Origin of the sequence: Roseibium sp. HPY-6 (genome assembly GCF_040530035.1) — a bacterium.
Classification (GTDB): domain Bacteria; phylum Pseudomonadota; class Alphaproteobacteria; order Rhizobiales; family Stappiaceae; genus Roseibium.
Window position 1 is genome coordinate 479,156 of sequence record NZ_JBEWCD010000001.1, and the last position, 18,502, is coordinate 497,657.

The following is an 18,502-nucleotide window of genomic DNA, read 5'->3' on the forward strand; positions in this document are numbered from 1 at the left end:
AGAATTGTCTCATGCTGTACAACGTTTCGAACAAAACAATCAGCACAAGAACATCAAATATTGCTCCCACAGCATCAGTTCCTTTATGGCCTTCGGCTCCATATGTATAAGCTTTTGGCAATTGATATTTTTACCAAGTCTGTTGCCGTATATTTTTGTTTACCTGATTTCCGCGTCGGTTTGGAACCATGGGGGCAGAATCGGAACAACGCAATCATGTGGTGTACGTGACGTTTATGGAGACGTCGTGTCGCCCGGATAGGAAACACCTAATGTCAAATGAAACCGAAGTGTTCGCGCGCCGGCTGCAATTTGCGCACATTGATGATGAGGTTGTGGCCGACCTCCGGTCACTTTGGCCTGTGATTGAAAAAAACATCGATGGAATACTGTCCGGGTTTTACGATCACTTGCGGCAATACCCGGAAGTGTCCGAGATGGTCGGGGATCAACAGAACCGCCTGGAAAGTGCACAGAAGGCACATTGGGAAAAACTCTTCAACCAGGGGTTCGACCGGGATTACGTTGAAAGCATCAACCGCATCGGGCGCGTTCACAGCCGGATAGGTCTGGAACCCAAGTGGTACATCGCCGGTTATCAATTCGTACTCGTCAGACTGCAGGATCTGTTTGTCAGAAAATTCCGGTTTTCACCCGCCAGGCTGTCCCGTTCCCTGCGGCACGTCACGAGCGCAGTCATGCTGGATCTGGACATGGCGATTTCGACATATCAGGCGCTTCTTATGGAGGCCCAGGAACAGAGGACAAAAGATCTCAACGCAGCAATCGAGGCCTTCCAGCGTTCCGTTGAAGAGCCGCTTCAGCACATCGGGACAAAGGCAGGCACCGTCGCCGGTGATGCGGCCCAACTCCAGGACGTCTGCGGATCGGCCAAAGCGGAAACGGGCTCCGCAAACGCAATCTCCCAGGAAACCGGTCTCAACGTCCAGACAGTCGCCTCAGCGACCGAAGAACTGTCAGCATCAATCCTGGAGATCTCGAAGCAGGTGACCAGCGCCTCACAGATTGCCAACCAGGCCCGCACAAACGCCGAAAGCACAAGCGGTCAGGTTGAGAGCCTTTCCGGGGCAGCACAAAAGATCGGTGATGTAATTGGCCTCATCCAGGCGATCGCCGAGCAGACAAACCTCCTGGCGCTGAATGCAACCATTGAGGCCGCTCGAGCAGGAGACGCAGGCAAGGGATTTGCAGTCGTCGCGGCAGAGGTGAAAGAACTGGCAACACAAACGTCCAAGGCCACCGAGGAAATCAGCAATCAGGTGGCCGAAATCCAAGGGGCAACAACAAATGCGGTCGATTCGATCGAAACCATTGCGGAGGTCGTGCGCCAGCTCGACGAAATGACTGCATCGATCGCCGCTGCGGTCGAGGAGCAAGGTGCTGCCACTGGCGAAATATCGGCGAGTGTGCAGACCGTCGCGGATGGCGCCACCGTGCTTTCCGGAAACATTTCCAGCGTTCAACAGGCGATTGATTCCGCAGACACGACCAGCACGACCTTCCTGTCCGCCGCAACGGAGATGGAGCATTGCGTGGAGACTGTCTCAAGCGAAATCAGCGGTTTTTTCGACAAAGTCAGGCAGATAAGCTGACGTAACGCGCAGATGGGTGGTTGTATGAGCCTTTAGAGACTGACACCGTCACGAACTCAAACAACACCGGTTGACCTGCCTGACCTGTTGATCTCGTTCTCAGATTCCGTCGAAAACAGTTATCATCGCTCGCGTTCTATTGGCCGCTTCGCATTTTTCGAATTTTGAACAACAACCAAGCAATACCGAAGATACAGAAGAGAAACCCGAAAACGCTGTGCGCTAAAAATATGGCTGCGAATGTATCGGGTTCTCCTTGATTTCTTTGCAACTCGAAAAATAGATAAGGCAAAATAATGAGCTGCCCCAAAAGAGACACAGTGAGAAATGCAAGCAATATTTCGTAGAAAGATCGCTTAAACTTCAATACCGGTTCCGTACGATTCACGCGAAAGACTTCAGCTAAAGTATGTTCTCTCGACCCACTGGAGCTAAAACTGATTGTAGCTTACACAGTTGCAGTCAAAACCGGGGCTTGAGCATTCTTGCATACTGTATTTGAACGATTTACCGCGTTCGAAATGCTCGACAAAAAAGTAGTCCGTCCGAGCCGCTCGGTTAAATGACTTACAGTGCAGTACATCTTCATTTCGTGCGCTTAATTCCTTTTCGCAAATCTGCTTTCCGTTTACGAACCATTCGTTCACTCGCCAATCCGGGTTGTCTCCCTCGAAAACAAAAGTACCCAAATCGAACCGCGGGTGTTTTGTGTAAAGCACTCGATGATCTGGCTTGAATTCAACTCTTACAATACCGTTCGAAGAGCAATTCAGAAATTTTTTGCCGAGTATTTGAATGAGATCTTCCTCTGCACTCAGGTCTAGTTCAACCTTGGAAATGACAGTTGCTCGCGCCTGAACGATAGAAAGCGTCATCAAAAACACGATTGTTGTCAGTGTCTTGAGCATTCAACAGCTCCTCGAGAGGCTCAGCTTCGTTCAGTCACGCTACTGGTGGCCTCATTGATCTTTCGGTTACAAGAGGCACTTCATGGCCTCAGAACGTCGCCCCCCTTCGAACTCCTGTCGTGACCGGCTCCCTATGAGTCACTGTCGGGAGTGCTGTTCTTAACCGTCCAGCCCCTCAATCCTCGATCAGGGTTGAGATGCCTTGTGGGAAGGTCACAGCTTCGAACTCCGGATAAGCCAGGCGCAGTGTCTGCAGAGGCGGCCCTTCGGCCACACGCGACAGATACCATGTGCCATTTTCCTGAAACGCCAGCGTGAAAGATTTCAGTTGGTAGGTCTTGTCCTGAAACCTCACCACCGTCTCCGTGGGGATCAACAGATACGCCAGACCCGTTTTTGTCTCGGCGAATTGCGCTGCGGACAGATCAAGTTCATTGCTCTTGAACTCTTGCTGGGCATATGCCTGCCTGATCGCGTTCTCGACCATCGCACGAACGTCCGGAGCCGTGGAGCCGGTCTGACGCACGATGGCCGGGATGACTTTGGGTGGCATTTCAGACATCAGGACACGAATATCGCCTTCGACCCGGGCGACCTCATGCGCATCGATACGGGCCTGCAAAGCCGCTATTTCGGCGGCGCTCAGGGTGTCGGCAAGTGCTGCTGACAGCGGCAACAGTATGACCAGTATGGCAGCAAGAAGCGGGTGCATCATCATGTCTTCCGTCCCTCTAGCTCTGAACCGACGGATAAGCTCCAAGCGATGTCGAATGGACGCCAGTCTGGCGGCATTGGCGCCCGCTTTCAAGTTTGCTTGCGGTGACGGAAGTTGAAATACTGAGTTTGAAGGTCATTTCCGGCGGTGGCACCAACGAGGCAGACCAGGGTCGCGGAGGATGTTTCGTCGCTTCTTATGAAGCACGCCTTTTTATTCAATAAACAGCTTTCTCTATTGCTCGCTTGTATGCGCTGGCTGCGACAACAGCGTTCTGAAGGTCAACCGTTCCCGTTACAACGCTATCGTTCAAAATTTCCACGTTTACTAGATAGCCTTCGGATAATTTTTTCTGCAGTTTTGTAGCAATTTTTGAGTTACCAACATCGACGCTAAGAGTTATTTTTATAGCTTCGGATGTTTCGCTTGTTCTAATTAATTCTTTATACTGAAGTGGTTTTACATAAAGCATTTCCTATAACACTTGATGGACGATCCACGAAACAGCCAAGGTTCCAAGTAAACTTGTAAATGCCATAACAACGATAGGAGTTGTTATCGACGAGCAAATTTCTCTTTGCGCACAAGATTCATGAAAAGAAAAATACAGTGTGATCAATGCGTATGAAGAAAGGCAAGCAAGTCCCAAAAATGTTCCAAGCGTAATGCGGTTTCGATTTTTCTTGGTCAAATCTTGGATCCTTGTGAGTCATTCTTATTTCTCGTATGACCGTCAAAAGATGGACAACCAAAAAAAGCGGTCCCGAAGGACCGCCTCAATCTTATATTCTGAATTTGCTACTAGTTACGCAGTTGTTCGCTTTCTGCGCCAACCCATTAGTCCTAGCGCACCTAGCCCACCAGCGAGAAGAGGTAAGGCCGCTGGAAGGGGCACGACTTGCGCGTCGGACTCAGTGAAGCCAGCGTACGTAATGTTATTTTGACTAAAGTTGTAGAATCCGAATCGACCTGCCTCGAAACTACTCACGCCTGCAACGTCAGCCGGACTAATGTCAAAGATGACCTCGAGTGCGTCGCTTAAGGGACTACCGCCACCAACTTCGATCAATATTCGGTTGCTTTGATATGTGAGCTTAAAGTTGTAATCTACAAACGAATCCCAACCTCGTTCATTACCAACATCGTCCACATCAGAGGCAATCACATCGTATCCAGGTGCATCGTCTTGGTGATTGCCAAACGGAATCGAGTCCAACCCCCCGGTCACACGCGCAAGGGTGAAACCGTCCTGGCTCCCCAATTGATCCCCTTGCTTCCAGTCGAACAAATAAAACGGAGAGCTGTCATCGGCACCAAATCCGAAGACAAATCCCATGTAGTCGTCATCAAAAGTTCCATTCGACCGAAAATTACCTTCAAACGAACTATCAATGAAAATGTTGGCACTCACGAACGCGCCTGGATCCGCGTTCTGCGTTTGCGTGACGCTTAGATTGTCTCCGGCGACATCCCAGTTGCCAGCCCCAAATTGCGTAAAGCCTGAGAGGTCCAACGCGGCGGCGTTAGCGCCGACGATTGATGCAATAGTGAATGCCACCCCTAAGCTTACTGATTTTATACTCATAATGTGCTTCCCAAAACGTTCATATTAATTTCCAACCTGGAAACTCTAACGATGATAAATCAACCACGCAACCTCGGAAAACTTGTAAGTTTCATATATTCACCCAAATTAGTTGCAACGCAGCTACGTAAACTGTAGTTGGAACATCTTTTCGCGAACCTGCGCACTTGTCCAGTCAAGTATTGTCGACTGCCGGACCGTGCAAGATACCTGGCCCACGGCTCCTTATGAGTCACTTTTCATTTCCGTTGACTTTTTCCTAGGCCCTGAAAATAACTAAGTTCTCGCAAAAGAAAAAAACCTGAAAAAAACAAAACAACCAACGCCGAGAGGATACTAAATGGCATCGGAATGAGATAAAAACCAAGCCCTACGAAACAAATAGCTCCTAAGAAGTATAGAAAATACACAATCAACTTTTCAATTTTTGGATGCATTTTACACGCTCCTTTACTTACTCTTAGCCTTTCCAGCTTTCCGGCCAGAACCGCCCAGCTTGTATTTGCTCATCAGATGACGGGCGGCTGACAAAACAGCCAATGTTCCGCAAGTTGCCAATTGCTCTGCCTCCTAGCGCAGATTAACCAGAGCTGCGATCCCCATGAACAGCGTTGTCCCAACGACCGGGATGAGACCTATGAAGATGATTTGCAACGACCAGAAACGCAGCCCTTCGACGGAGTATCCGATTTTTTCGGAAAAACGCTTTCGAAAAAAATAGACCGCGACAAACATGGGAAGAAAAGCCGAAGCGATCTTGAAACCCATGTTTACGAGCGACCAGGCAAAGTGCCAGAAGATGCTCGATGGAGCCGGTACGGCGAAATAGCTCACGGTGAACAACAGGACCAATGCTATTCTGATGGCCCAGATCACCTGTCCCTTCCTCGTTGAGAGACCGCTCAGTTTTGCTGAAGTGTCAACGGGCATCGAAGCTGCTTCCACCTTGAATCAAAACCAACCGCTGCCGGGTGACACTCTATTCCGGAACAGCCGTCTTGTGAACAATCGAGGCAAAGCAGGTGACTAAGGCCGCGGGCTGCGCGAAAGCCCCAATACGGATCCATGGTTCAGATGCTGTAGCTTATCGAACACGTTATCCAAGAGTAAGAGCTTGATTGTCTATGTGTGTTTCGCCGGAGACGACGAGGACCACTCCTTTTTCACGCACCCTGCGGACGTTGAACACGCGCAGCAAAGAAAGCCCTACTGCCCCCGTCCAACCAATCGCACGGTCTCTACAAAGTACGATTGCCTCGGAGCCATCCTATATCCAAAAACAGGCTCCCCCGACATTTCTGAAAACAATGTCACTTGCCAACAAAACGCAAAAATCCTACCTCCTTGGCCATGAAACAAGATGCCTTTCCCCCACGCGCCGAGGCGCGCCCGCAAAGCTTTGAAACTCACGGCATTTCGCGTCAGGACGACTATGGTTGGCTGCGCGCGGACAACTGGCAGGAGGTCATGCGTGACCCGTCTGTGCTGGATGCCGACATCAGGGCCTATCTGGAAGCTGAAAACGCTTACCAGGATGCTCTTATGGAACCGACAAAAGAGCTTCAGGAAAAGCTCTTTTCGGAGATGCGCGGCCGCATCAAGGAAGACGACAGCTCCGTGCCGTCCCCCGATGGTCCCTTCGCCTATGGCATGAAGTTCGAAACCGGCGGCCAGCAGCCGATCTTCTTCCGCACGCCGCGCGACGGCGGTGAGGAAACAATTCTCTTGCACGGCGACACCGAGGCCGAAGGAAAGGCCTATTTCCGGATCGGTGGCGCAAGCCAGTCACCGGACCACAAGCTGCTTGCCTGGGCCTATGACGACAAGGGTTCGGAGTATTATTCCCTGCAGCTGCGCGATATGGCATCCGGCAAGGATATGGACTACAGCATCGCCGATACCGGCGGCGGCGGGGTCTTCTCCGCCGACAGCTCGTTCGTGTTCTATGTTCGCCTGGACGACAATCACCGCCCCTCAAAGCTGTTTCGCCACAAGATAGGCACTGACCCGGCGGAAGACGTGCTCGTGCACGAAGAGGAAGACGCCGGATTTTTCATGGGCGTCGGCAAAACCCAGTCCGGCGATACGATCCTGATCGACATTCACGATCACGAGACGTCTGAAGTCTGGATGATCCCGGCCGATCAGCCGGAAGCGCCGCCCGTCCTGATCGCTCCGCGTGACACCGGCGTGGAATATTCGGTCGACGACCATGGCGACACGCTCTACATCCTGACCAACCTGGGTGATGCGGAAGATTTCAAGATCGTCACCGCCCCCAAGGCAACGCCTGGACGCGAATTCTGGACCGATTTCGTGGATCACAAGCCCGGCTGCCTGATCCTTGCGCACAGCGTGTTCAAGACCTTCATGACCCGTCTGGAGCGTGAAGACGGCCTGCCCCGCATCGTCATCCGCCGGCTTACCGACAATGTCGAACACTCGGTGGAATTTGACGAGGAAGCGTATTCGCTGGGTCTGGGCGGGGGCTATGAGTTCGACACGACCTCTATCCGCTTCAGCTATTCCTCCATGACCACGCCGTCGCAGACCTTCGATTATGATGTCGAAACCCGCGAACGGGTTCTGCGCAAGGAACAGGAAGTGCCATCCGGTCACGACGTTTCCGATTATGTGACGCGCCGCCTCATGGCACCTGCGGCAGATGGCGAAACCGTCCCCGTATCCATTCTCTATCACAAGGATACCAAGCTGGACGGATCAGCGCCGCTCCTGCTTTACGGCTACGGATCCTACGGCATCACGATACCGGCGAGCTTCAATACCAATGCGTTGTCCCTCGTCGATCGGGGTTTTGTCTATGCGATCGCCCATATCCGCGGTGGCAAGGACAAGGGCTTCAGGTGGTACAAGGACGGGCGCCGCGAAAACAAGAAGAACACCTTCACCGATTTCATCGCAGCCGCCGATCATCTGGTTGCCGAAAAGCTGTCGTCCCATGACCGGATCGTCGCACAGGGCGGATCAGCCGGAGGCATGCTGATGGGCGCGATCACCAACATGGCGCCGGAAAAATTTGGCGGCATCATCGCGGAAGTGCCCTTTGTCGATGTTCTGACGACAATGCTGGACGATACGCTGCCGCTGACCCCGCCCGAGTGGCCGGAGTGGGGTAACCCGATCACCGAGAAGACGGCCTATGAATACATCGCTTCCTATTCGCCATACGACAACGTCGAAGCCAAGGACTACCCTGCTCTCCTCGCGGTTGCCGGATTGACGGATCCGCGTGTGACCTATTGGGAACCCGCCAAATGGGTCGCCAAACTCCGAGCGACGAAAACAGGCGACAGCCTGCTCATGCTCAAAACAAACATGGAGGCCGGTCACGGCGGCGCATCCGGGCGTTTCGATCGTCTGAAGGAAGTTGCGCTGGTTCAGGCCTTCGCTCTGATGGTGACCGGTAAGGTCTAGGACAGCTTTAAAGAATCACATTTTTTTGAGACTTGGACCGGTCCCGCACGCGGGTCCGGTATTCCTTTTGTGCGGAAATAGCTTAGGTTGTTTTCAAAACACCGTTACAACAACGCACAAAGGGGATGTCATGACCAAGTCATTGCGCCGGGGCTGTTTCACCGCAACCGGTTTTACTCTCGCTGCCGCCCTGCTTTCCTCCGTCTCGTTTGCAAGTGCCGCTGAGCTTCGCTGGTCCTCGCCGACAGATCCACAGACAATGGACCCTCACGCGGTGAACTCAGCACCGGTTCTCGGCTTTCTGAACAACGTTTATGAAGGTCTTGTTCGCCGCGACAAGGACATGCAGATCGAAGGCTCTCTTGCGGAGAGCTGGGAACCTCTCGGCGGCGACGGCTGGCGCTTCAAGCTGCGCGAAGGGGTAAAGTTCCACGATGGCGCTGACCTGACGGCGGAAGACGTGCTGTTCTCCTACGAACGCGCCTCTTCGGAAGAAGCCGACACAAGCTCCTGGTTCGCGCCTGTGAAAGAGGTCAAGATCGTTGATGACTACACGGTCGATTTCCTGACCCACGCGCCCAATCCGATCTTTCCCGATTCAATCGCCAACTTCATGATCATGGACAAGGGCTGGGCAGAGGCTAACGGCGCAGTACGGCCCGCCAAGGAAGAAGAGACCTACGCGACGCTGAATGCAAACGGCACCGGCCCGTTTGTGCTCGCCTCCCGCGAGCCTGGCGTTCAGACTGTTCTGGAGCCGTTCGACGGCTGGTGGGATGAAAAACAGCACAATCTGACCAAGGCGACTTTCCTGCCAATCGCCAATCCGGCAACCGCGGTTTCCGGGTTGTTGAGCGGACAGGTCGACCTGATCAACCCGGTGCCGGTACAGGACGTCTCGCGGATCGAGAACCAGGATGGGCTGACATTGCATCAGGGCATTGAGGCACGCGTGATCATGCTGGGTTTCGCCCATGGACACGACGCCCTGAAATACTCGGACGAAACGAGTGACAAGAACCCGTTCAAGGACGTGAAGGTGCGTGAGGCTGTCCAGAAGGCCATCAACGCGGAAGCTCTCGTCGACAAGATCATGCGCGGCAATGCCGAAGTCGCCACGCAACTGGTGAGCGCCCAGATGAAAGGGCACAGCGACGCGGCGACGGACCGTATCGACTACGACCCCGAAGGCGCAAAAGCGCTCCTGGCAGAGGCAGGTTATCCGGACGGTTTTTCCTTCGGCCTTATGTGCCCGAATGACCGCTATATCAACGACGAGGCACTCTGCAAGGCGATGTCCGCCATGCTGACCCAGGCCGGTATGAAAGCTGACCTCAACGCCATGCCGGTGCGCAATTACTGGCCGGAGCTGCGCGCCGGCAATTTCGACATGTATCTCCTGGGCTGGTCTCCTGGCACATTCGATGCCGAACACCCCGTCCGCTTCCTGGTCACGACCAAGAATGACGAAAAGAAACTCGGCAGCTGGAATTTCGGCGGATACTCGAACGCGCGCGTTGATGAGCTGCTGCCTTTGATCCAGAAGGAAATCGACGCCGAAAAGCGTCAGGAAATGCTGGATGAAGTCGCCAAGATCATTCGCGACGACGTCGTCTATGTGCCGCTGCACATTCAGCCGCTCCTGTGGGGCTCGAAGTCGAATGTCGATCTGACACAACGGGCTGACAACTTCCTGATGCTCCGCTGGATCAATGTGAACTGACATCCCCTCTCGGCATTGGCAAGGAACCAAACGGCGCTTTCGGGCGCCGTTTTTTGTCAGAGGGCTTCATACACTCGTGTCTTGATTTTGCCCTGCTCTTCCGCTCAAGTGATTCATATTGGATTTCAGTCTCTTGAATTGAAATCCACGTGAAGGTGCAATCTCAAATGGAGCAGAAGATGCAACGTCAAACTCGAAAGAGCGCAAAGCAGAATACCACTACCGGGTCTTTGCTGCGTGCGTCATTCGTTGCAGTCTCGGCATTTGTGTTGGTTGCCTGTCAGCAGCAGTTTCAAACTCCGTCGGACCTCTTGTTCGCACCGACATTCAACAAGACCCGGCAAAACCTGCCCTACACCCAGAACACGCAGTATGACTGCCGCAACTTTTCAGGATCCGGCTGGAAAGGCATTGCAAGCGGTGTGGTCTATGACTTCAGCAACAGGTACCAGATTTCACAAGCCGGTTGTTTCAGGACGCAACAGGAATGCCTGGCATGGCTCTCGGCAATGCGCTCCTATATCGACGTTCCCCGCTTCATAAGGTGCAATCCGCACACCGCGTAACAATGGGTCAGATCGGCAACCCGCCCTGAAGCACCTTTCTGGACGCCATAAACTCTTCGATGAAGTCGCAGAGCGATTTTGCGCGCGCACTCAACAAGCGGCCTGTCGGCCAGACCAGATAGGCATTGCGGACCTGCCCCGTCCAGGATGGGAGCACAATCTCCAACCTTCCAGCTTCCAGATCCGTTGCGGCCTCGGTCACCGGCAAAAGAGCAATGCCGTGACCATCCGCCACGATCTGGCGCGCCAGAGTGATGTCATCGACCGCAATATCCGCGCTGAGATAAATGGTTTCTTCAGCACCGGTGTCCCGGTTCCTGAGATGCCAGCTCGGCAACGACGAAACCCAGATAAGTCTGTGCTGATGCAGATCTTCAAGACTTTGCGGCGCGCTCTCACGCGCAATGTATTCCGGCGATGCCACCATCATGGTTGCCACGCTGCCGATTCGCTTCTGGTAGAGCGAGACGTCCGTCTGCGGACCGAACCTGAGCGCCAGATCGAAGCGATTGTCCTGAAGGTCCTTGTTGTCATTGCTCAGGTTCAATGTGAGGCGGATCTCCGGATAGGTTTTCAGAAAACCGGACCACATCGGTGCCAGAACCCCGATGGAGGCGTTGGTCGGTGCTGCCACTCTCAAGGGCCCGCGGATCTGATGGAGATCCGACTTAAGGTTCTGAAGTGTTTCTTCGGCATGGACCATTAGGTCGGCAAGAGAAGCGTAGTAAGCCTCCCCTTCGCTGGTCAGCGCGAATTTTCGCGCGGATCTGTGAATGAGCCGAGCCCCGAGCGTTTCTTCAAGCCGCCTCAATCGCCGCGTCACCGTCGCGGCCGGCAGGTCCAGTTTGCTCGCCGCCGCAGCCAGGCTTCGGCATTGGGTGATATGAATGAACAAAGAGATGTCGTCGAGCATGATTTCATTTTTGGAATTTTAAATCTCATTTTCAAATATAGATTGATATAAAAGAAATCAATAAATCTTCCTTGTCAGCCAAAGACGAGGAGTTACACATGTCGAACTATTTCATCAGCGCTGGAATTGAACTCAAATCGGGTGCCGACCTCAAAGAAGCACAAGAGGGACTGCGGCGTCTGGTGGAGCAGACCCGGAGCGAACCGGGATGTCTCCTGTTTGAAATTCGTCAGAATCTGGAGAACCCTGGCAGATTTACGCTTTGGGAATGCTGGACCGACAAGCAGGCACTTGCGGATCATTTCGAAGCCGAACACACGAAAGCTTACCTCGCACGCGACCTGACCGAGGTGAATTACATCGAAGAGCTTTCCGAAATCGGACAGGTGCGTGAAGAGGCTAACAGGTGAAATCGCTATGAAGCATAGACTGTTTGCCGCCTCCTTCATCTCATTGGGACTATCATTTCTGATGTTGTCCTGCGTGACGTTTTCAATCTGGGCTGCAGCGACACATTTGCCGGACACTGGTTGGCATCGCTTTGTCTGGTCCGGCCTGCAGCTTCCGGCATCGCCTTTTGTGTCAGCCCCGGTGTTGAACGCGTCAATGGCAACATTGAACAACGACAGCCCTACCCCCCGGAGAAACAACATGCCGATTTTGCGACAGAATTTTGAAGAACTGGGACTTCCGGTCGGGCCTTATACGCACGCTGTTTCGCAGGGCACGATGCTGTTCACATCCGGTTTCACGGCTTTCGGGACAGATGCACAGTCGGGATCTGCGGCTGAGCAGACCGATGCGATCCTGAAGCAACTCGATTTCATCGCCCGCGAGCATGGAAAGAGCCTTGAGGATCTTGTGAAAGTCACCGTGTTCTTCACCGATCCGGATGATATTCCGGGTATCCGGGAAGCACTCACCAACGGGTATGGCGACGCTGTTCCGGCGAGTTCTCTGGTCCTGGTCGCGGGACTGTTTTCTCCCGAGCTGCGTGTCGAGATAGAGGGTGTTTTCGCCTTGTGAGAACTTCCGCCTGTGGGGCAGTTCGCGACAGGCTGCCGGGCTCTACACCTGCTGGAGCAGCTTTCGGAAGAAAACAGTCTCTTTTATCGGTGTGTCGTAATAGGCGGATATCTGTTCAAATCCGGCGGCCGTGTAGAGCTTCACGGCCCCGGTCATCGTCGGCAGCGTATCAAGCAGCATTTGACGATAACCCGCCGCCACCGCCGCTTCCAGCACACGGGCAACGAGCGCGCCGCCCACGCCTTTTCCGCGCCCTTCCGGCAAAACATAAAGCCGCTTCATTTCGCAGCTGCCATCATCGTCGAACTGTCGCAGTCCGACACATCCAAGAATGGATCCGTCCGCGTCTGTTGCAACGAACAAAGCACCTTTTGGCGGGGCGTATTTCCCCGGCATTCCGGCGAGTTCCTCTTCAAAACCCTGATAGGTCAGATCGATCCCGAGCCAGTCGACATAAGCTCGAAACAGGGATTTAACCGCAGCGAGTTCGGCGTCGGTTTCAACCGCGGTAATTGAAATCGTGTTTTCAAAGGTCATCCAGCTTCGATAGTCAGATGCCGATGCGGTGTCAATTTGCGACTTCAATGACGGGTGGAATTGCCTTCAGGTAGGCAGCGATTGCCTCCCGATCCCCCGCAGGCAGTCTCGCCATGTTCTCCTGCACCTTCACCATTTCACCGCCGATGGAATCATATTCAGGCGTAAATCCGCTCTCCAGATAATAGGCAATGTCAGCCGCACTCCAGCTGCCGAACTTACCTTCCACTGGAGTGATATCGGGGATGCGTCCCTCACCCGTCGGCGCTGGCGCACCTCCCAGCCATTCGGCAAGCTTCAACCCGCCCGCAACGTCGCGCGGCGTATGGCATTCACCGCAGTGACCCGGGCCCTCCACGAGATAGCGCCCGCGATCCCAAAGGGCCTGATCCACCGATCCGTCGCCCACCGGCGTTGCAATTACAGGCTCGGGATCAAGGAAGAGGCGCTTCCAAAGACCCAAGCCGCGGCGAATGTTGAACGGGAACCCGAGTTCGTGCGGTCCCGCATCGCCCTCCACGTTCGGAAGCGTTTTCATGAAGGCGTATAGATCACCCAGATCCGTGCCTGTCATGCGTGCATAGGATGTGTATGGAAAAGCAGGGTAATAGTTCCTGCCGTCCGGAGACGTCCCGTGTGTCATCGCATTGGCGAAATCCGTCAGGGACCAGCCGCCGATACCGTCGGTTTCACTGGAGGAAATGTTCGGGGCGACAAAGACACCGAATGGTGTCTCGAGGCGCAAGCCGCCGCCGAGTTTCAGAAGATCCTCGCCCTTGGCATCAGGCGCTGCGTGACACGATGCACACCCGCCTGCCCAGAAAACCAGTTCACCTTTGGCCGGATCGCCTGATTGCAGACTTGCCGCCCGCTGCTCGCTCATACGCGTCGGTGCAGACAACACCCACCCGACACCTGCTGCAACGACAGCAAGTAGAACAAGGACAATCAGTGCCTTTTTCATGGGTCTCTCCGCAGCCGACCAATCCGGCAACAGGGAAATAGCCGGTCAGTTTTTCTTACGGTAAGTTTCGTGACACGATTTGCAAGTGCCGAAAACCGGTCCCATGGCCGCCTTGAAAGCATCAAGATCTGCCGGTCCCGCTTTGCCGGCTGCCTCCATCGCTTTTCCGGTCGCAGCCGAGAATTTCGCCAGCTCAGCCGCAAAGCCGTCCGCGTTTTCCCAGATAGCCGGCAATGCACCGGTGTCACCCTGGTCGGATCCCGCAGGGAAGAAACTGCCGAAAGAGACGGCAGCAGCGTTCATAGCAGCGATCGCAGCCTTGCCCGCGACAGGAGAGTAATCAATTTCACCCTTCATCATTCCACCGCCGAGACCGGCCGCAGCGCCAACCGATGCCATGATGTCCTGGCGTGTTGTGATCGGATCGTCTGCCGCCTGCACAGATCCAGCGAATCCTAAACCGGCCACCATGAAAATGGCAGCGACTTTCCATGCGTTGCGCATGATCCTCTCCCTCTCGATCAGTGCACCGCCGTTGCGGTGCGCACGTCTTCAAGTACAGCCCAAGAATGCCTCGGGAATGAAATCACGCTCCCGTGATCACACCAGTATTTTGTAACAAAGTGTGTTCATTTGTTCCAAACAACAAAAAACCCCGGCCCTTCCGGACCGGGGTTCAGGATCAGGTTTCGAGCTCGAAATTACTTCGTTGCAGCCTCATACAGCTCCAGGACATAGTCCCAGTTGACCATGCTGTCGACAAACGCTTCCAGATACTTCGGCCGCGCATTGCGGTAGTCAATGTAATAGGAATGTTCCCAGACATCACAGCCAAGCACAGGCACAGCACCGTGAACCAGCGGGTTTTCACCGTTCGGTGTTTTCATGATTTCAAGTTTGCCGTCCTTGACAGCCAGCCACGCCCAGCCAGAACCGAACTGCCCGATGCCCGCGGCAATGAAATCTGCACGGAACTTGTCGTAACCGCCGAGGTCGCTATCGATCGCAGAAGCCAGGGCGCCCGGCAATGAGGTTCCACCGCCATCTTTCTTCATCCACTTCCAGAAATGAATGTGGTTGTAGTGCTGACCGGCGTTGTTGAACAAAGGCGCATTGGTGCCGAAGCTGCCCTTGACGATCTCTTCCAGCGATTTGCCTTCAAGGCCACTGCCGGCAAGCAGTTCATTGCCCTTGGTGACGTAGGCCTGATGGTGTTTGTCGTGGTGAAACTCAAGCGTTTCGGCGGACATGTAAGGTGCCAGCGCGTCATAAGCATACGGCAGGTCAGGCAATTCGAAAGACATGACAAACTCCTCAGAAGGGTCGGGGACTGGCGAGCCCGCGCACCACCATGCGCGTGTCGCTTCGAGCGGCAAAATAGGATTCCAAGGGGCACACGGCAAGTTCGGAAGCGGAAAATAAAGTAATTTTTTCTTTTTTTTTGTAGCGGCGCGTGCCGACCGAATTTCGTCGCACACTTTGCAGCTTCTATCGTGGTCTTCCAATTCATAAACGGCCGCCCGGTTTTCCTTTCTAAGCTCCGCTAACCACAAGGTCGGTGTCTTCGCCGGGGTTTGTAACCCGGCTTCATTGGCTGTAGCATCGCGAGTCAGTTGTTACTTCCCTTGAAGCTCCTTACGCCAAAAACCGCTCTTTGCCCGCTCGTTCCTGAGGACCGGATGTCGAGACAAGACCGTTCTCACTTGTTGCTTGCCTTTGGTGGATTGCTTTCACTCGCTGCGGCAATGGGCATTGGCCGGTTTGTCTACACACCAATCCTGCCTTTCATGTCTGAAGGGCTGGGTCTTCCAGCAAATGACGCTGGACTCATCGCGTCCGCGAACTTTCTTGGCTACCTGACGGGAGCGCTTGCGGGCGCAGCGAGATCGCTTCCGGGAAATCCCCGGCATTGGTTCCTTGGCGGTCTGCTGGGCAGCGCAGCTACAAGCATTGCGATGGCGCTGACGACAGATCTGACGGCGTTTTTGGTCCTGCGTTTCCTGAGTGGCATTGCAAGCGCATTCGTTCTCGTTTTTTCAACAACCCTGGTTCTTGAACGGCTGAATGCAAGCGGACGCGCGGGATTGTCGGCGCTTCATTTTGCCGGTGTAGGCTCCGGCATTGCGTTTTCTGCACTGATGATCACCGTTCTGTCGCATTATTCGTCTGACTGGCGCTACCTATGGATTGCAAGCGGCCTCGCGACACTTGCCTTTTTTGCAATTGCAGCACGGCTCGTGCCACCTCCGCCCAGGCAGGCCGCAGTGAACCCCACAGAAAATCGGCGGTCTGAGACCGGGGAACGCAAACTGAGCAGCGGCCTAGTCCGGCTCGTTGCCGCCTATGGTCTGTTCGGTTTTGGATATGTCATCACGGCAACCTTTGTCTCTGCGATTGCACGCTCTGATCCGTTGCTTCAGTCCAGCGAGCAATTCGTGTGGCTGATCGTTGGCCTGACCGCCGCACCTTCGATTTACGCATGGAACAAGGTGGCCTTAAAGACAGGCGCACGAAAGGCGTTCGCACTCGCATGCGTGCTGGAGTCGGCAGGCGTTGCCATGACGGTAGTCAGTTCTCTGCCCGCGCTGTTCCTGCTGGGTGCCGGCCTGCTTGGCGGCACATTCATGGGGATCACGGCGCTCGGTCTCATGGAAGGCCGCCGACAGACACAATCGGGCGGGCCAGCTGCTGTCAGGCAGATGCTTGCTATCCTGACCGCCAGTTTCGGGCTCGGGCAGGTTGCCGGTCCCTGGTTTGCGGGGATACTGCATGCGGCAACCGGATCATTCGAAGCGCCATCGCTTGCCGCAGCCGCGGCATTGCTGGTCGCCGCTGCGCTGATTGTCCGCGAGTGACGATCACCCGCTCACTTGTGCGAGAAGTCCCAATAAAGATCGCGCGCACGCGCGGCGACGGGGCCGGGTTGCAGATCGCGTTTCTCGATACGCTTGACCGGCGTGACCTTGCTGTAATTGCCCGTTGAGAAAATCTCGTCAGCATCGAGAAATTCGTCATAATGCATTGTGCGCTCGAATACGTCGTATCCGTCAGCACGCAGCAATTGGATCACGCGCTGCCGTGTGATGCCGTTTAAAAACGTTCCGTTCGGGCTTGGCGTATGTACCTGGCCGTCCTTTGCCATAAAGATGTTCGCTGATGTCAATTCCGCGACGTTGCCGACCATATCCCGCACGACCGCGTTGTCGAACCCCCGTTCCTTGGCCTCAAGCATTGCCCGCGCATTGTTGGGATAAAGACAGCCTGCCTTGGCATTGACGGGCATGCATTCCATTGTCGGTCGCCTGTAAGGCGAAAGCGTAATGCTCATGGCGGCGTCTTTTGGTGCCATCGGCGCATCAAACAGGCACAGGCAGAAACGGGTGCTTTCGGGATCGCCCGTTATGACACCAGGTCCATCGGACTCCGCCCAGTACATCGGCTTGACGTATATGTGCTGATCGCTGTCGAATTTCGCGCAACCCTCACGCGTTAATTCAACCATTTCTCCGACCTGCATAGTCGGTTTCATACCAAGTGCAAGTGCAGAATCGTTCACGCGTTTGCAGTGAAGGTCGATGTCGGGCATGACGCCTTCGAAGAACCGACCGCCGTCGAATACGCTCGAACCGAGCCAGGAAGCGTGCGTGCGCGGTCCCATAATCGGCGGGTTCCCCTCGTGCCAGGTTCCGTCAATCCAGGTCCACGTATCGCTCCATCCGCTCATCGCCATTCCCTTTTCTTCCGGCCTGTGCGCTCTCGTGTGAGCCAACACCTGCAAACTCCCCAGGTCAATAGCCTACCCGATGGAAGGAGAAATTTGCCGCTTATCTTTCTCACATGGGCGTAACACGGGATAAAACTTAGCGGTAAGCGTGCAATTTCGGGAAATTATTTGCAATCGTGCCTGGTTATGCAATCGCAAACGGAATGCAACCGTGCCGGTGCAGCTTGGCCAGACGAAGTTCAGATATGGCAATCGCTCATTGACAGATCCGTGAATTTGTTCACTATATGTTCCTGTTTTCTCGAAAGGAAGATCAATGGAACAACGTATTTCGATGACAACGTTGGCAGTGCCCGACGTTGCAGAGGCGCGCCGGTTCTTCGAAGACGGACTTGGCTGGCAGGTAAATGCCGCCCCCTCGCCTGACGTCGTCTTTTTTCAGATCATCGGGGCCGTATTTGCGCTTTACAGCCGCGATGCTCTGGAACGGGAGATCGGCCAGGAGGTGACGAAGCAGACCAGCGGTGCCATCACACTTGCCTGGAACGCGCGATCGGAAGAAGAGGTTGATGCCGCGTTCAATCTGGCGGTCACTGCCGGAGGCAAGATCGTAAAGCGCCCCGACAAGGCTTTTTGGGGCGGATACTCATCCTATGTCGAGGTTCCAGGAGGCCATCTTCTCGAGATTGCTTACAATCCCTTTTGGCAGATTGAAGAAGATGGCGCGATAAAGTTGCCCCCTGCGCAATAGGAATTCGTGCGTTAAACTTTTGTCGAACGCGCGCGCGCTTGA

19 protein-coding genes are annotated in these 18,502 nt (G+C 54.4%); 8 read left to right on the forward strand and 11 right to left on the reverse strand.

Features of this window, described 5'->3' with window-relative positions; genetic code table 11:
• Positions 1–272 precede the first annotated feature (272 nt).
• Positions 273–1,613, forward strand: a complete 1,341-nt coding sequence (locus ABVF61_RS02340; RefSeq protein ID WP_353991916.1) for a protoglobin domain-containing protein — start codon at positions 273–275, stop codon at positions 1,611–1,613.
• 431 nt (positions 1,614–2,044) lie between these two features.
• Here the strand turns inward: ABVF61_RS02340 and ABVF61_RS02345 are convergent, their stop codons facing one another.
• The 5 genes from ABVF61_RS02345 to ABVF61_RS02365 all read right to left on the reverse strand — a co-directional run bounded on the left by ABVF61_RS02345 (position 2,045) and on the right by ABVF61_RS02365 (position 5,751).
• Positions 2,045–2,521, reverse strand: coding sequence for a hypothetical protein (locus tag ABVF61_RS02345; RefSeq protein ID WP_353991917.1), 477 nt, complete (start codon positions 2,519–2,521; stop codon positions 2,045–2,047).
• 175 nt (positions 2,522–2,696) lie between these two features.
• Positions 2,697–3,239, reverse strand: a complete 543-nt coding sequence (locus tag ABVF61_RS02350) for a hypothetical protein (RefSeq protein ID WP_353991918.1) — start codon at positions 3,237–3,239, stop codon at positions 2,697–2,699.
• Positions 3,240–3,453: 214 nt separating this feature from the next.
• Complete coding sequence (locus tag ABVF61_RS02355; protein WP_353991919.1) at positions 3,454–3,708, reverse strand: hypothetical protein; 255 nt, start codon at positions 3,706–3,708, stop codon at positions 3,454–3,456.
• A gap of 333 nt (positions 3,709–4,041) precedes the next feature.
• Complete coding sequence (locus tag ABVF61_RS02360; protein ID WP_353991920.1) at positions 4,042–4,821, reverse strand: VPLPA-CTERM sorting domain-containing protein; 780 nt, start codon at positions 4,819–4,821, stop codon at positions 4,042–4,044.
• A gap of 570 nt (positions 4,822–5,391) precedes the next feature.
• Positions 5,392–5,751 carry a hypothetical protein gene (locus tag ABVF61_RS02365; protein ID WP_353991921.1) on the reverse strand — a complete coding sequence of 120 codons (360 nt, stop codon included), beginning with the start codon at positions 5,749–5,751 and terminating at the stop codon, positions 5,392–5,394.
• A gap of 420 nt (positions 5,752–6,171) precedes the next feature.
• On the opposite strand from ABVF61_RS02365, the gene ABVF61_RS02370 reads away from it, so the two are divergent.
• From ABVF61_RS02370 to ABVF61_RS02380, 3 genes are all read left to right on the forward strand, one after another.
• A complete protein-coding gene (locus ABVF61_RS02370; protein ID WP_353993656.1) occupies positions 6,172–8,256 on the forward strand; it encodes a S9 family peptidase in 2,085 nt (694 codons plus the stop codon).
• Between the two features lie 130 nt (positions 8,257–8,386).
• Positions 8,387–9,979 carry an ABC transporter substrate-binding protein gene (locus ABVF61_RS02375; protein WP_353991922.1) on the forward strand — a complete coding sequence of 531 codons (1,593 nt, stop codon included), beginning with the start codon at positions 8,387–8,389 and terminating at the stop codon, positions 9,977–9,979.
• 179 nt (positions 9,980–10,158) lie between these two features.
• On the forward strand, positions 10,159–10,545 hold the full coding sequence (locus tag ABVF61_RS02380; protein ID WP_353991923.1) for a hypothetical protein: 387 nt from the start codon (positions 10,159–10,161) through the stop codon (positions 10,543–10,545).
• Positions 10,546–10,552: 7 nt separating this feature from the next.
• Here the strand turns inward: ABVF61_RS02380 and ABVF61_RS02385 are convergent, their stop codons facing one another.
• The gene (locus ABVF61_RS02385; protein ID WP_353991924.1) at positions 10,553–11,458 is read right to left on the reverse strand and encodes a LysR family transcriptional regulator; all 906 of its coding nucleotides are present in this window, start codon (positions 11,456–11,458) and stop codon (positions 10,553–10,555) included.
• A gap of 98 nt (positions 11,459–11,556) precedes the next feature.
• Between ABVF61_RS02385 and ABVF61_RS02390 the strand changes: the two genes are divergently transcribed.
• Entirely contained in the window at positions 11,557–11,868 is a 312-nt protein-coding gene (locus tag ABVF61_RS02390) for a putative quinol monooxygenase (RefSeq protein WP_353991925.1), read from the forward strand.
• Positions 11,869–12,109: 241 nt separating this feature from the next.
• Positions 12,110–12,484: a RidA family protein gene (locus tag ABVF61_RS02395; RefSeq protein WP_353991926.1), complete on the forward strand. Its 375-nt coding sequence runs from the start codon at positions 12,110–12,112 to the stop codon at positions 12,482–12,484.
• Positions 12,485–12,526: 42 nt separating this feature from the next.
• Here the strand turns inward: ABVF61_RS02395 and ABVF61_RS02400 are convergent, their stop codons facing one another.
• The 4 genes from ABVF61_RS02400 to ABVF61_RS02415 form a co-directional block, all read right to left on the reverse strand.
• Positions 12,527–13,021, reverse strand: coding sequence for a GNAT family N-acetyltransferase (locus tag ABVF61_RS02400; protein ID WP_353991927.1), 495 nt, complete (start codon positions 13,019–13,021; stop codon positions 12,527–12,529).
• 31 nt (positions 13,022–13,052) lie between these two features.
• Entirely contained in the window at positions 13,053–13,985 is a 933-nt protein-coding gene (locus tag ABVF61_RS02405) for a c-type cytochrome (protein ID WP_353991928.1), read from the reverse strand.
• Between the two features lie 45 nt (positions 13,986–14,030).
• Positions 14,031–14,489, reverse strand: a complete 459-nt coding sequence (locus ABVF61_RS02410; RefSeq protein ID WP_353991929.1) for a c-type cytochrome — start codon at positions 14,487–14,489, stop codon at positions 14,031–14,033.
• 197 nt (positions 14,490–14,686) lie between these two features.
• Positions 14,687–15,289, reverse strand: coding sequence for a superoxide dismutase (locus ABVF61_RS02415; RefSeq protein WP_353991930.1), 603 nt, complete (start codon positions 15,287–15,289; stop codon positions 14,687–14,689).
• A 375-nt stretch (positions 15,290–15,664) separates the two neighbouring features.
• On the opposite strand from ABVF61_RS02415, the gene ABVF61_RS02420 reads away from it, so the two are divergent.
• Positions 15,665–16,840, forward strand: coding sequence for a YbfB/YjiJ family MFS transporter (locus ABVF61_RS02420; protein ID WP_353991931.1), 1,176 nt, complete (start codon positions 15,665–15,667; stop codon positions 16,838–16,840).
• Positions 16,841–16,851: 11 nt separating this feature from the next.
• On the opposite strand, the gene ABVF61_RS02425 is transcribed toward ABVF61_RS02420, so the two are convergent.
• Entirely contained in the window at positions 16,852–17,709 is an 858-nt protein-coding gene (locus ABVF61_RS02425; protein ID WP_353993657.1) for a branched-chain amino acid aminotransferase, read from the reverse strand.
• 316 nt (positions 17,710–18,025) lie between these two features.
• Here ABVF61_RS02425 and ABVF61_RS02430 point away from each other — a divergent pair, with 316 nt between their 5' ends.
• Positions 18,026–18,460, forward strand: a complete 435-nt coding sequence (locus tag ABVF61_RS02430; protein ID WP_353991932.1) for a VOC family protein — start codon at positions 18,026–18,028, stop codon at positions 18,458–18,460.
• Positions 18,461–18,502 lie beyond the last annotated feature (42 nt).